This window comes from Micromonospora sp. NPDC049203 (assembly GCF_043197215.1).
Lineage (GTDB): Bacteria > Actinomycetota > Actinomycetes > Mycobacteriales > Micromonosporaceae > Micromonospora.
Map to the genome: position 1 here is coordinate 670,959 of NZ_JBICSV010000002.1, position 13,076 is coordinate 684,034.

The 13,076-nt window shown below is 74.5% G+C and carries 8 protein-coding genes; 5 read left to right on the forward strand and 3 right to left on the reverse strand.

The genetic code is table 11. From position 1 onward, the window contains the following. Positions 1-203 precede the first annotated feature (203 nt). A complete protein-coding gene (locus ACGFIA_RS07490; protein ID WP_393259090.1) occupies positions 204-989 on the reverse strand; it encodes a DUF4184 family protein in 786 nt (261 codons plus the stop codon). A gap of 22 nt (positions 990-1,011) precedes the next feature. Continuing rightward, positions 1,012-1,710: an HAD family hydrolase gene (locus ACGFIA_RS07495; RefSeq protein ID WP_357388099.1), complete on the reverse strand. Its 699-nt coding sequence runs from the start codon at positions 1,708-1,710 to the stop codon at positions 1,012-1,014. A 134-nt stretch (positions 1,711-1,844) separates the two neighbouring features. Here ACGFIA_RS07495 and ACGFIA_RS07500 point away from each other — a divergent pair, with 134 nt between their 5' ends. Continuing rightward, positions 1,845-3,164 (forward strand): hypothetical protein, encoded by a 1,320-nt coding sequence (locus ACGFIA_RS07500; protein ID WP_357388097.1) that lies wholly within the window; start codon positions 1,845-1,847, stop codon positions 3,162-3,164. 97 nt (positions 3,165-3,261) lie between these two features. Here the strand turns inward: ACGFIA_RS07500 and ACGFIA_RS07505 are convergent, their stop codons facing one another. Then, complete coding sequence (locus ACGFIA_RS07505) at positions 3,262-5,982, reverse strand: glucosidase (protein ID WP_357388095.1); 2,721 nt, start codon at positions 5,980-5,982, stop codon at positions 3,262-3,264. A 42-nt stretch (positions 5,983-6,024) separates the two neighbouring features. Here ACGFIA_RS07505 and ACGFIA_RS07510 point away from each other — a divergent pair, with 42 nt between their 5' ends. The 4 genes from ACGFIA_RS07510 to ACGFIA_RS07525 all read left to right on the forward strand — a co-directional run bounded on the left by ACGFIA_RS07510 (position 6,025) and on the right by ACGFIA_RS07525 (position 12,899). After that, positions 6,025-7,968, forward strand: coding sequence for an amylo-alpha-1,6-glucosidase (locus tag ACGFIA_RS07510; RefSeq protein ID WP_357388093.1), 1,944 nt, complete (start codon positions 6,025-6,027; stop codon positions 7,966-7,968). Between the two features lie 128 nt (positions 7,969-8,096). Continuing rightward, positions 8,097-9,422, forward strand: coding sequence for a glycosyltransferase family 4 protein (locus tag ACGFIA_RS07515; protein ID WP_357388091.1), 1,326 nt, complete (start codon positions 8,097-8,099; stop codon positions 9,420-9,422). Positions 9,423-9,511: 89 nt separating this feature from the next. Next, complete coding sequence (locus ACGFIA_RS07520; protein WP_393259094.1) at positions 9,512-11,968, forward strand: protein kinase; 2,457 nt, start codon at positions 9,512-9,514, stop codon at positions 11,966-11,968. Positions 11,969-12,089: 121 nt separating this feature from the next. Next, entirely contained in the window at positions 12,090-12,899 is an 810-nt protein-coding gene (locus ACGFIA_RS07525; RefSeq protein ID WP_357388087.1) for a metal-dependent hydrolase, read from the forward strand. Positions 12,900-13,076: the final 177 nt, after the last annotated feature.

A 13,076-nucleotide genomic window follows, 5' to 3' on the forward strand; every position in this document is an offset into this window, starting at 1 on the left:
GGCTCCGCACGGCGAGCCGGTATGCCCGCACTCAGCTCCACGGTGCTCTCACCACCGGACTCCGGTGCGCCCCCGCCTCACCCCGACGAGGCATGGGCGCCGGCTCAGGTTAGGCGCGTCCGCGCAGGCCGGACAAGCGATGACCGACGACTGCGGTTGTGATTGATGTCTATGCGGAATTGCGGCATGTCGGCGTAACGGGGTCAGCCGGTTTCGCGCTGTTCGACTTCGAGACGCCGAGTCCGCCCGGCGGGCGACGGCGGGCCGGTCCGGGCCGCCACCGCCCCGGCGACGAGCGCCAACGCGACCACGTGCAGCGCCCGTACGCCGGCCGGGGCGGCGACGCCGGCCGCCGGCAGCGCGGGCAGCAGCAGCGCGCCGAGCCCGGTGACCGCCAGCGCCACCCGCCAGAACACGCTCGGCTTCGCCTCCGGCCCGGGTACGGGCACGTCACCGGACCGCAGCCCGCGGCGGGCCTCGTAGACGGCCAGCCCGGCCACCAGCAGCCCGCCGCCCAGACCGGTCACCAGATCGGCGAACTGGTACCAGTACACGCCGGTCAGGGCGTGGAAGTCGGCGACGCCGAGCAGCCGGGGCAGCCGTTCGCTGTGGCTGGCCCGGTCCCAGGCCACGTGGCTGAACGCGCCGATGAGCGCCGAGCAGACGGTCACCTGCCACGGGTGGCGCACAGTGGCCAGTGTCGCGTACCACTGCCAGCCGAACAGCCGCCGCGCGGGCAGGTGCACCGCGATGCCGGCGACCACGCGGCGCAGCACCCAGGCGTACCCGAGGGCGACCGGCAGGCACCACCAGAGCAGTCCGCCGAGCGTGTGCGTCCGCATGCCGAGCGCCAGTCGCGTGCCGGTGAACAGGTACGCGACGTCCGGCGCCACCGCGCCGGTGCACAGTGCCACGCCGTCGAACCAGCCCGGCCGCCACAGTTTGAGCGGCAGCACCGGCGCCAGGTGCGACGGGAAGGTCAGCGGCACCCTCCGGACGTTACCGGCCCGCTCAGAAGTGCTGGACCAGGTCGGGGAACGCGGCCAGCCGGATCACCCGGGAGTCGGACGGGTTCAGCTCGTCGTGCTCCAGGATCCAGGTGTTCTCGTTCGGGATGAAGACCGCGTTCATCCCGGCGGCCCGCGCGGGCAGGATGTCCGAGCGCGGGGAGTTGCCGATCATCCACGCGGCGGCCGGGTCGAAGGCGTGCTCGCGGGCCAGCCAGCGGTAGGTGTCGGCGTCCTTCTCCGGCACGATGTGCGCGGCCCGGAAGTGGTGCAGCAGCCCGCACGCGTCCAGCTTGCGCTGCTGCTCCTCGCGCTCGCCCTTGGTCAGCAGCAGCAGCTCGTGCCGCCCGGCCAGGTCGTCGAGCGTCTCGGCCACGCCCGGCATCAGCTCCACCTGGTGCCCGACCAGCGCGGCGGCGAGCTGCTCGATCTCGGCGCGCTCCCCTGCGGTGGCCGGACGCTCGCGCAGCCTCTCCAGGCACTCCCCGAGGCTGCGCAGGAAGACCTTGCTGCCGTAGCCGTGCGCGACGGCGTTCGCGCGCTCGATGTCGTCGAGCACCGCGCGGATCCGGGCCCGGTCCAGCGTCGGATGGTCGAGCCAGGTGAGGAAGTCGTCGATGACACGCTCGAACAGGACGTTGTTCTCCCAGAGCGTGTCGTCGGCGTCGAAGACCAGCACGGCGGCCTCCCGGCGCGGCGGCATCGCATCCCTCCCTCGTGGACCCCGGACACCGTACTGCCCGGCCGCCGGACGGGCCACGCGGTTTATCCGGTCGGCGGCCGGTTACCGGCGGCTACCCGACTGCGGAATCCCTGGTCGGACGGCATGCTTCGGCCATGAAGACCTCACCTGATCATCCACCTGGACGCCGGCGGCGGGTGGCCGTCGCGGTGGCCGCGACGCTGGCGGTCGCGGGCGCCGCACTGCCGGGTTCCCCGGCGCTCGCCGTCAACGCCGCGCACACCACGGTGGTCGGCACGAACCCGGTCGACTGGACGCCGCACGCGCTGGACGGCACGGTGCACCGGATCCTCCAGATCGGCAACCGCGTGTACGTGGCCGGCACCTTCACCAAGGTGCGCAACGCCAGTCAGTCGGCCCAGCTGGCGATGCCCCGGCTCGTGGCGCTGGACGCGACCACCGGCCGGATCGACACCACGTTCCGGCCGCAGGTGAACGGCGCGGTCAAGGCGCTCGCCGCCGCGCCGGACGGCCGTTCGCTCTACATCGGCGGCGCGTTCACCACTGTCAACGGCACCGCGGCGTCCCGGCTGGCCCGGGTGGACGCGGCCACCGGTGCCCGGGTCGCCGGGTTCTCCACGCCGGCGTTGAACAACCAGGTGAACGACATGCGCCTGGTCGGCAACCGGCTGATCGTCGGCGGCGCGTTCCAGACCGTCGGCGGGGTGACCCGCCGTGCCCTGGCGGCGGTGAACGCCACCACGGGGGCGGCCGACGCGTCGGTCAACCTGAACCTGGCCGGCCCGCGCAAGACCACCTCCGGCGCGACGGCCCCGGTGAAGGTCGAGGCGCTGGACGTCTCCCCCGACGGCACCCGGCTGGTGTTCGCCGGCAACTTCAGCACCGTCGCCGGTGTGGCGCGGCACCAGCTCGCGGTGGCGAACCTGTCCGGCGCGGGCGCCACGCTCTCCGGCTGGGCCACCGACCGCTACCAGCCGCAGTGCGCGCGGTCGATGCCGTCGTACCTGCGCGGGGTGGACATCTCCCCGGACGGCACCTGGTTCGCGGTGGTGACCACCGGGGCGGCGTTCCCGGGCACGCTCTGCGACACCGCGGCGCGCTTCGAGTTCGGTACGGCCACCGGCGGCAAGCAGCCGACCTGGGCCAACTACACCGGCGGCGACACGCTGCTGTCGGTGGCGGTGACCGGCGCGGCGGTCTACGTCGGGGGGCACCAGCGCTGGCTGGACAACCCGCAGGGCCGCAACTCGGCCGGCCCGGGCGCGGTGTCCCGGCCGGGCATCGGGGCGATCCACCCGACCACGGGCAAGGCGCTGCCGTGGAACCCGACAAAGGACCGGGGGGTGGGCACCGGCGAGCTGTACGCCACCGACCGGGGCCTGTGGGTCGGCAGCGACACGGTGACGGTGGCCGGGGAGTACCACGCCCGGCTGGCGTTCCTGCCGCTGCCGTGAACGGGCGGGGCGCGGCGGTGTCCCGCCGCGCCCCACGCGTCAGCGACGCAAGGTGAGGGTTGGCCGCGTCAGCGACGCAAGGTGAGGGTTGGCCGCGTCAGCGACGCAAGGTGAGGATCAGGTCGGCGACCAGCGCGGTCCAGCCGGTCTGGTGCCAGGCGCCCAGGCCGGCGCCGTTGTCGCCGTGGAAGTACTCCGGGAAGCAGATCAGGTCGCGCCAGTCCGGGTGGGTCTGGAAGAGCTGCGCGGCGCCGTAGATCGGCCGCCGTCCCCAGTCGTCGCGGGTGAACAGCGAGATCAGCCGCGCGGACAGGTCGTCGGCGATCTCGTCCAGCGTGCGCTTGACGCCGGACCGGGTCGGGTACTCGACCTGGAGGTCGTCGCCGAAGAACGCGGCGTAGTCGCGCAGCGCGCTGATCAGCAGGAAGTTCGTCGGCATCCAGATCGGGCCGCGCCAGTTGGAGTTGCCGCCGAACAGGCCGCTGGTCGACTCGGCCGGCTCGTAGCCGACGCTGAACTCCTGCCCGCCGAGCATGACTGTGAACGGCTTGTCCAGGTGGGCCCGGGACAGCGTGCGCAGCCCGTACTCGGAGAGGAACTCGTCGGTGTCGAGCATCCGGGCCAGCAGGCGTACCACCTGGTCCGGGGCGACCATCGACAGCAGCCGCTGCTGGCGGCCGTCCGGCCCGAGCCGGCGGGCGCCGATCACCTCGGCGTACTCGGGGCGGTTGGTGAGGAACCAGCGCAGCCGCGCGCCCAGTTCCGGCAGGCGGCGCATGGTCCGGGCGGTCAGCCGGGTGACAGCGGCCAGCGGCAGCAGCCCGACCACCGAGCGGACCTTCAGCGGCACCTTGGTGCCGTCGGCGAGCCGCAGCACGTCGTAGAAGAACGCGTCCTCGGCGTCCCAGAGCCCCTGGTGGTACGCCGCCGCGGCGATGTACGCGAAGTGCTCGAAGAACTTGGTGGCGGTGTCGGCGTACGTGCGGTCGTGCTCGGCCAGCACGATCGCCATGTCGAGCAGGTTGAGCGCGTACATGGCCATCCAGCCGGTGCCGTCGGACTGCTCCAGCACCCCTGCCACCGGCAGCGCGGCCGAGCGGTCGAACGGGCCGACGTTGTCCAGCCCGAGGAAGCCGCCCTCGAAGACGTTGTTGCCGCCGGTGTCCTTGCGGTTGACCCACCAGGTGAAGTTGAGCAGCAGCTTGTGCATCACCCGGGCGAGGAACTCGTGGTCGCGGGCGCCGTCGATCTCGAAGACCTTCAGCGCCGCCCAGGCGTGCACCGGCGGGTTGACGTCCCCGAACGCCCACTCGTACGCCGGGATCTGCCCGTTGGGGTGCAGGTACCACTCGCGCAGCAGCAGCAGGATCTGCTCCTTGGCGAAGCCCGGGTCGACCCGGGCGATGGTGACGCAGTGGAAGGCCAGGTCCCAGGCCGCGTACCAGGGGTATTCCCACGGGTCCGGCATGGAGATCACGTCGAAGCTGTTCATGTGCCACCAGGCGCTGTTGCGCCCGTGCCGGCGGCCGGCCGGCGGCGGCGCGGAGCCGGGGTCGCCGGCCAGCCACCGTTCGACGTCGAAGTGGTAGAACTGCTTGCCCCACATCAGCCCGGCGATGGCCTGGCGGGCCACCAGTGCCTCGTCGGCGGTGGCGGCGGCCGGGATGACGCTGTCGAAGAACCGGTTCGCCTCGGCCCGGCGGGCCCACAGCACGGTGTCGAACCCGTCGCCCAGGTCGGCCGGGGCGGGCGGCGCGGCGGCCGGCGGCGGCGCGGTACGGGTCAGCCGCAACCGGATCTGCCGCTTCTCGCCCGCCGGCACGTCCAGCACGTAGTGCAGCGCGCCCTTGGTGCCGGTGCGCTCCGGGTTGACGGTGTCCGCGCCGGCCACCACGTGGTCGTTGATGCCGTCCTTCGGGTACGGCGACCGCCCTGGTAGCCCCCACAGCCGCTCGGCGTTCGTCTCGTTGTCGCACAGCAGCGGCACCGGGTCGCCGTCGCCCTCCAGCAGCAGCTGGCCGAGCACCCAGTGGTCACCGACGAGCCGGGCGCCGCCGCGCGTCCCGGCCTCCTCGCCGGTCAGCCTCGGCACCCGGTCGGTGCCGGGCAGGCCCCACGCCCAGGTGTTGCGGAACCACAGCGTGGGCAGCACGTGCAGCGTCGCGTCCTGGTCTCCCCGGTTCGCCACGGTGACCAGCACGCACATGTCCGCCGGGGACGCCTTGGCGTAGTCGACTGTGACCGCCCAGTACCTGTCGTCGTCGAAGATGCCGGTGTCGACCAGCTCGTACTCGGTGTCGTCCCGGCCGCGCAGCGCGTTCACCGCGACCAGCTCGTCGTACGGGAAGGCGGCCTGCGGGTAGTGGTAGCGCCAGCGCATGAAGGAGTGCGTCGGGGTGCTGTCGAGGTACCACCAGTACTCCTTGACGTCCTCCCCGTGGTTGCCGCCGTCGCCGCCGAGGCCGAACATCCGCTCCTTGAGGATCGGGTCGCGCCCGTTCCACAGCGCGAGGGCGAAGCAGAACGTCTGCCGGTCGTCGCAGACGCCCGCCATGCCGTCCTCGTTCCACCGGTACGCTCGGGACCGCGCGTGGTCGTGGGGGAAGTAGTCCCACGCCGTGCCGTGCTCGCTGTAGTCCTCCCGTACCGTCCCCCACGCCCGCTCGGACAGATAGGGGCCCCATGCGCGCCAGTCCTGCTCCCCGGCGTCGGCCTGGGCGAGCCGGTGCCGCTCGGGGTCGGGGGACGCGGAGGTCGACCGGTCGGTGATCACTGGCTCATCTTCGACGCCGCCCGGGTACTTCTCCACAGCGGCCATTGTCGCCGTGGCATGTCACACCTCGCTGCCGGTGGAGGAAAGTTGATCGACATCCGTTTCGGGCCGCGGGTCTGCGGCGAGCTGTCCACCGCCGCCGCGCGGGAATGGCTGGTCACGGACGGGCGCGGCGGGTACGCCATGGGCACCGTGGCCGGGCTGCGCACCCGCCGGTACCACGGACTGCTCGTGGTGGCCGGTGACACGCCCGCGTCCCGCAAGGTGGGACTCGTGAGCCTCGATCCGGCGGTGACCCTGCCGTCGGGGCGGCAGGTCCGCCTCGGCGCGCACGAGTGGTCCTCGGGCGTGGTGGACCCGCGCGGCTTCGAGCTGCTGGAGCACTTCGACCTGGCCGACGGGGTGCCGCGCTGGCGCTGGCGCATCGGCGACGTGGTGATCGAGCGGGAGATCGCCATGACGTACGGCCGCTCCTGCGTGGCGGTGGTGCACCGGCTGATCTCCGGCGGCCCGGTGCGGCTGGACCTGGCGGCGGCCTGCACCTGGCGCGACGCGCACGGCGAGCGGCGGGCGGACGGCCCGGCGCCCCGGCTGGAGCCGGCTGCGGGCGGCGCCGTGGTCGACGGCGCGTACCGCCTGTCCGGGCCGGACTGGACCCCGGAGGGGCAGTGGTGGCACGGGGTGCGTCACCGGGTGGAGGCCGAGCGCGGCCTGCACCCGGACGAGGACCTCTGGTACGCGGGCCGGTTCACCGGCGCGCTCGACGAGCCGGGCGCTACCGTGTCGGTGCTGGCCTGGGCGGACGACCTGGCCGAGGAGCCGCCACCGGCGACCGCGGTGGTGGAGGCCACCCGGCGGCGCAGCCGGGCGGTGGTGGCCGCGGCGAAACCCGGCGACGCGGTCGAGGCGACGCTCGCGCTGGCCGCCGACGCGTTCGTGGTACGCACCGCGACCGGCCCGGACGTGGTCGCCGGCTACCCCTGGTTCGGCGCCTGGTCGCGGGACACGATGATCTCCTACGAGGGCCTGTTCCTGTGCACCGGCCGCGCCGACGAGGGCCGGGACCTGCTGCGGGCGTACGCGGCCACGCTGAACGAGGGCATGCTGGCGAACACCGCCGACACCGGCCGGGTCGAGTACAACACCGTGGACGCAACGCTGTGGTTCCTGCACGCGGTCCACCGGCACGTCACGGTCACCGGCGACACCGACCTCGGCGACGAGCTGCTGCCCGCGCTGCACGGCGTCGTCGAGGCGCACGTGGCGGGCACCCGGTACGGCATCGGCGTGGACCCGGCCGACGGGCTGCTGGCCCAGGGCGGCCCGCCGGACGTGGCGCTGACCTGGATGGACGCCCGGGTGTACGGCGTGCCGGTGACCCCGCGTACCGGCAAGCCGGTCGAGGTCAACGCGCTGTGGATCAACGGGCTGGCCGGGCTCGCCGAGCTGACCGAGCTGGCCGGACGCGACGCCGCCGGGCTGCACGCCCTGCACGACCGGGCCACCGCCGCGTTCCGGGAGCGTTTCCCCGCCCCGGCCGGCTGGCTGCACGACGTGGTGGACGCACCGGCGCCCGCGTACCCGCTGGGCGGGGCCGCGCACCACGACGACGACCTGCTGCGCCCCAACCAACTGCTCGCCTGGTCGCTGCCGCACGCGCCGCTGGAACCGGACGAGGTGACGTTGCGCCGGATCACCGAGGCGTTGTTCACCCCGCTCGGCCCGCGCAGCCTCGCCCCGGACTCCCCCGGCTTCACCGGACGGCACCGGGGTGGGCCCGCCGAGCGGGACTCCGCGTACCACCAGGGCACCGTCTGGCCGTGGCTGACCGGGCCGCTGCTGGACGCGTACCGCCGGGCCGGGCTGCCCACCGACGACCTGCTGGTGGGACTGGTGGGCCACCTCACCGAGGACGGCCTCGGCTCGGTGAGCGAGACCGCCGAGGGCACGCCCCCGCACGCGGCCACCGGCTGCCCGTTCCAGGCGTGGTCGGTGGCCGAGCTGCTGCGCGCGCGGCGGATGCGCCGGTAACGCGTTACAGACCGGCAACCGGCGCGTCGCCGCCGGTTATCGACCCCTCGGCAGGATGGGCGACGACCCCACCGGACACCGCGGCGACGCCGCCCGGGGTGGGGACGCCACAACTCAAAGGGGGCCGCGTGTCAGCCGACGCCGAAGTGATCGACATCCAGCCCGCCCGGCGCCTGCGGGTGCTGCTGCTCTCCTGGGAGTACCCGCCGGTGCTCGTCGGCGGGCTCGGCCGCCACGTACACGCCCTCTCAGTGGCGCTGGCCGCCGCCGGACACGAGGTCACCGTCGTCACCCGCCACGCCGAGGGCGCTCCCCTGGAGGAGTACGCCGACGGCGTACGCGTCGTCCGCGCCGCCGAGGACCCGGTCCGGTTCCCGCTCGCCACGGGCTCGCTGCTGGCCTGGACCATGGCCTTCAACCACACGCTGACCCGGGCCGCGCTGCGCGCCGCCTCGACCGGCACCTACGACGTGATCCACGCCCACGACTGGCTGGTCGCGCACACCGCCGTCACGCTGGCCGAGCACCTGGACGTCCCGCTGGTGACCACCATCCACGCCACCGAGGCGGGCCGGCACCAGGGCTGGCTGCCGGAGGAGATGAACCGCACCATCCACGGCGTCGAGCACTGGCTGAGCAACGCCTCGGGCCGGGTGATCGCCTGCTCCGGCTACATGCGCGACCAGGTGGCACGGCTGTTCGGCGTACCGGCCGGGCGCATCGACGTGGTCGCCAACGGCGTCGACGACCGGGTCTGGCGGGCGCGGCCGCACGCGGTGGCCTCCGCCCGGGCCCGCTTCGCGGCGGGCGGCCCGCTCGTCGGGTACGCCGGCCGGCTGGTCTACGAGAAGGGCGTGCAGCACCTGGTGCACGCGGTGCCGCACCTGGCGAAGCGACACCCCGGCCTGCGGGTGGTGATCGCCGGGGACGGGCCGTACCGGGACGAGCTGGTCGACCAGGCACGGCGGCTGCACCTGGGGGACACGGTCCGGTTCGCCGGTTTCATGGACGCCACCCAGCTCCCCGCGGTGCTGGCCGCCACCGACGCCACGGTCATTCCCAGCCTCTACGAGCCGTTCGGCATGATCGCATTGGAGGCGGCGGCCGCCGGAGCGCCGCTCGCGGTGGCCCGCACGGGCGGGCTGGCCGAGATCGTCGAGCCCGGGGTGACCGGGGTGACCTTCCCGCACGGCGATCCGGACGCGCTGGCCGGCGCCGTCGACCGGCTGCTCGGCGACGAGGTCTTCGCCCGGCGGGTGGCACGCAGGGCGCGGACCATGGTCAGCCGGCGCTACACCTGGTCGGCGATCGCCGCCCGGACCGCTGCCGCCTACGCGACCGCCCGCCGCGACCACGACGCGTTCCAGGCCCGCCGGGCCACCACCCTGCTCGCCGGCGACCGGTCCCCGATCGCCGTGCCGGAGGGGAACCTGCTCGCCGGCGCGGCAAGTTAGGCCCCCGGAGGACATGACGCACTGACATGCGATAGGTACCGTCCGATCCGTTGGCTATTGTGGACCACTGACCAGCGGTGAGGAGTGCGGTGCGGGAGGTAGTGATCGCGGGGCGGTACCGCCTGCTCGAACTGGTCGGCCGCGGCGGGATGGGCCAGGTCTGGCGGGCGCGCGACGAGGAGCTGCAACGCGAGGTCGCGGTGAAGCAGGTGGTGCCGCCGAACTGGCTCGCCGAGAACGAGCGGGACGAGCTGCGCGCCCGTACGCTGCGCGAGGCGCGCACGTCCGCCCGGCTCAACCACCCCAACGTGGTACGGGTCTACGACGTGGTCCGGGTCCAGGGTGAGCCCTGGCTGATCATGGAGTACGTCCCGTCCCGCTCGCTCCAGGAGATCATCGAGAGCGACGGGCCGCTGCCGCCCGGGCGGGCCGCCGAGATCGGCCTGTCGGTGCTCGCCGCGCTGCGCGCCGCCCACGACGCCGGGGTGCTGCACCGGGACGTGAAGCCCGCGAACGTGCTGCTGGCCCGGGACGGGCGGGTGCTGCTCACCGACTTCGGGCTGGCCGTGTTCGAGGGCGGCGACGGCGCCATGACCCGTCCCGGCCTGGTCCTCGGCTCCCCGCAGTACGTCGCCCCGGAACGGGCCGCCGAGGGTGTGTCCAGCGTCGAGGCGGACATGTGGTCGCTCGGCGCGACGCTGCACGCCGCGGTGGAGGGCCGCTCGCCGTACGCCCGCAGCACCGCGATGGCCACGCTCGCCGCACTCGCCACCCGGCCGCCCGACCCGGCGCCGCACGCCGGCCCGCTGACGCCGGTGCTGGCCGGGCTGCTGCGCCGCGATCCGCGTACCCGCATGGGGCACCGCGAGACGGCCCGGCTGCTCGGCGTCGCCGCGGTGTCGGAGGCCGACGCGGAGGCCGCCGGGTCCGCCGGCCGCGCCACCGCCGCGTCCTCCGACCGGGCGGGGGCCGGCCGCGAGGCCGACGTCCCGGCACGCGGCGCCGCCGGTGACGGTGCGGCGCTCCCGGGAAGCCCGGCCGCACCAGCTGGCGGTATCTACCCGGACCTGATGCCGCCGGCCGCCGCCGCGCGGGCGTGGAACCGGGCGGCGAAGCGCAGCGAGTGGGCCCCGCCCGCCGAGGGCGACCGCGCGCCGCCACCGGGCGACGCGGCCGAGGCCACCGGACCGGCGGACGTGCCGGGTTCGGCCGGCCGCCGCTCGGATTCCGGCGGCCTCCCGTCCCCGTCGTCCGCGGCCGGCGGGCCGGATGCGGACCGCCGCCCGGATGCGTCAGGCGGTCCGGCCGCCGACGGAGGTTCGGGCGCGGCCGGTGGCCCGGCCGCACCTGCCGGCTCCGGTGCGGCCAACCGCCCAGGTGCGGCCGATCGCCAGGGTGCGGCCGATCGCCCGGTCGCCGTCGGCCGGGCCGCGCCGCCGGAGCACGCCCGGGCCGGTGACCCGGATCGGGACCGGGCCGGGGCCCCGGGTCGTGCCCCCGCAGGCGCACCGGAGCGCGGCCGGGCCGGCCCGCCGGGGCAGAACGACCCGGCCGCCGCCACGGAGCCGGACCCGCCCCGGGCCGGGCCGGCCCGCCCCGGCCCGATCAGTCTCGGTCCCACGGTCCTCACCAGCTTCGTCGATCCGGGCAGCCCGGGCGGGCCCGAGTCGGCCCCCCGCGCCGACGCCCTCAGTCCGGTGCGCATCGGTGGTCCCGGCTCCGCGCCGGTGGCCAAGCCTCCCCCGGTCGCGCACAGCGGGCCGGTCGACAGCGGCGCTGTGCACCCCGCCCCGCCCCGCCCCGCCGGGGTCCCCCGCCCCGCCGACCCGCCGCTGCCCGCCGCCGACGGGAACCCGCTGCACCGCTGGGGGCTCGTGCTGGGCGCCGTGCTGCTGGCGGTGGCGACGGGCGTGGGCACCGCGCTGGCGATCAGCGGCGGCCACGACGATCCGCCGCAGGCGAGCACGTCCACCGAGGCTGTCGTCCGCCCCTGGGACCGCCCGCCCGGGCCGGGCATGCCGCCCCCGCCGTTCCCCTGCGTCCGGCCCGACGTGGCCGGCACACCGGTCCGCAAGGGGCCGCCCCCCGACAACCCGCCGGTGACGGTTCCGGCCGGCTGGGTCTGGCCCGCCGACACCGGCGGCTTCCGCATCGCGCTGCCCGCCGGCTGGCTGCAACTGCGCTCCGGCGACACCACCTGCTTCCAGGACCCGGCCACCCGGCGCATCCTCGGCGTCGAGCCCTACCCGGGCGGCGATCCGGTGGGCCGGTTGAAGTCGTCCGAGCGGGACCTGAAATCCGCCGGCCGGCTGCCGCTGTACCAGAAGCTCCGGTTGGAGCCCGACGGCCCGGGAGCGGCATGGGAGTGCCTGTGGACAGCGCCGTACGGGGAGCGGATGCACGCGTTGCGCGTACTGCCGGGCGAGCGGGCCGGCTGGACGCTCGGCTGGACCACGTCCGACGCCGACTGGCAGGCGGCCTCGAAACAGTTCGCGGTCATCCGCGCGAGCCTCGGCACGGTCCGGCCCACCCGTACCGCGGGCTGAACCTCGGCGTCCCCGGCTGCTCCTTCCCCTGTGGACCGTCCGGGTGATGCCCCGCCGTCGTACCGGCTGACTACAGTGGCGTAGTTTCGTAGATCAAGATCTTCGGGAAGGGCGAGCCGAGATGATGGGACCGTCCCACGCGCTCTCGGGCGCGGCGGTGTGGCTGACCGGCTCCTGGGCGATGGCCCAGTTCGCGGACTACCACCAGACACCGCTGGCGGTGGCGGTGGGCACCGCGGTCTGCGCCGGCGGGGCGCTCTTCCCCGACCTCGACCTGTCCGGCAAGGTCACCCGGAACCAGGGTGGCGCCACCGTGGCGCGCACGTTCGGCGTGTTCAGCCTCTTCGTCGCCGAGGTGGTGGAGAAGATCTCGCTCGGCGTCTACTACGCCACCAAGCTCAGCAAGGATCCACGCCGCAACAACGGGCACCGCACGCTGACCCACACCGTGCCGTTCACCGTGCTCGTCGGCTGGGGTACCACCGCGCTCTGCGCCCACTACGGCAAGTGGGCGGTGGTCGGCATCCTCTTCTTCATGATCGGCCTGGCGCTGCGCGGGCTCTTCGACCAGTGGGCCGAGCGCGCCGGCTGGGTGGTGGTCACGCTGGTGTCCGCCGCCGCGGCCTGGTTCACGTTCGCCAACCTGCCCGGTGACCGCGGCTATCCGATGATCGGCCTCGCGGTCGGGGTGGGCTGTTTCGTGCACATCCTCGGCGACATGATCACCCGAGCCGGCGTGCCGATCCTCTGGCCCATCCCGATCAAACGCCGGATGTGGACGATGATCGGGCTCCCGAACAAGATCGCCCTGCGCACCGGCAGCAAGGCCGAGACCGTGGTGCTGCGCACCGCTATGACGGTGCTCTCCGTGCTGGCCGCGCTGGGGCTGGTCGCCCCGTCGGTGCTGCAACGCTTCAACATCCAGGTGTAGCCGGAGCGCACGTCCAGGAGCGGCCCGGGTCAGCCCGCCTCGGCGCGCAGCGGACCGGCAGTGGCCGTCCGGCGCCGGAACAACCGGGCCGCCCGTCCCACTCCGCCGGCGGTGAGCGCGTACGCCACCGTCTGCGGGAGGGCCAGCGGCCTTCCGGCTCCGCCTATGCTGTCGAAT

Coding starts and splice junctions, on each gene's coding strand:
- ACGFIA_RS07500 (WP_357388097.1), top strand. CDS start 1,845: ATGAAGACCTCACCTGATCATCCACCTGGACGCCGGCGGCGGGTGGCC.
- ACGFIA_RS07495 (WP_357388099.1), bottom strand. CDS start 1,710: ATGCCGCCGCGCCGGGAGGCCGCCGTGCTGGTCTTCGACGCCGACGAC.
- ACGFIA_RS07505 (WP_357388095.1), bottom strand. CDS start 5,982: ATGGCCGCTGTGGAGAAGTACCCGGGCGGCGTCGAAGATGAGCCAGTG.
- ACGFIA_RS07525 (WP_357388087.1), top strand. CDS start 12,090: ATGATGGGACCGTCCCACGCGCTCTCGGGCGCGGCGGTGTGGCTGACC.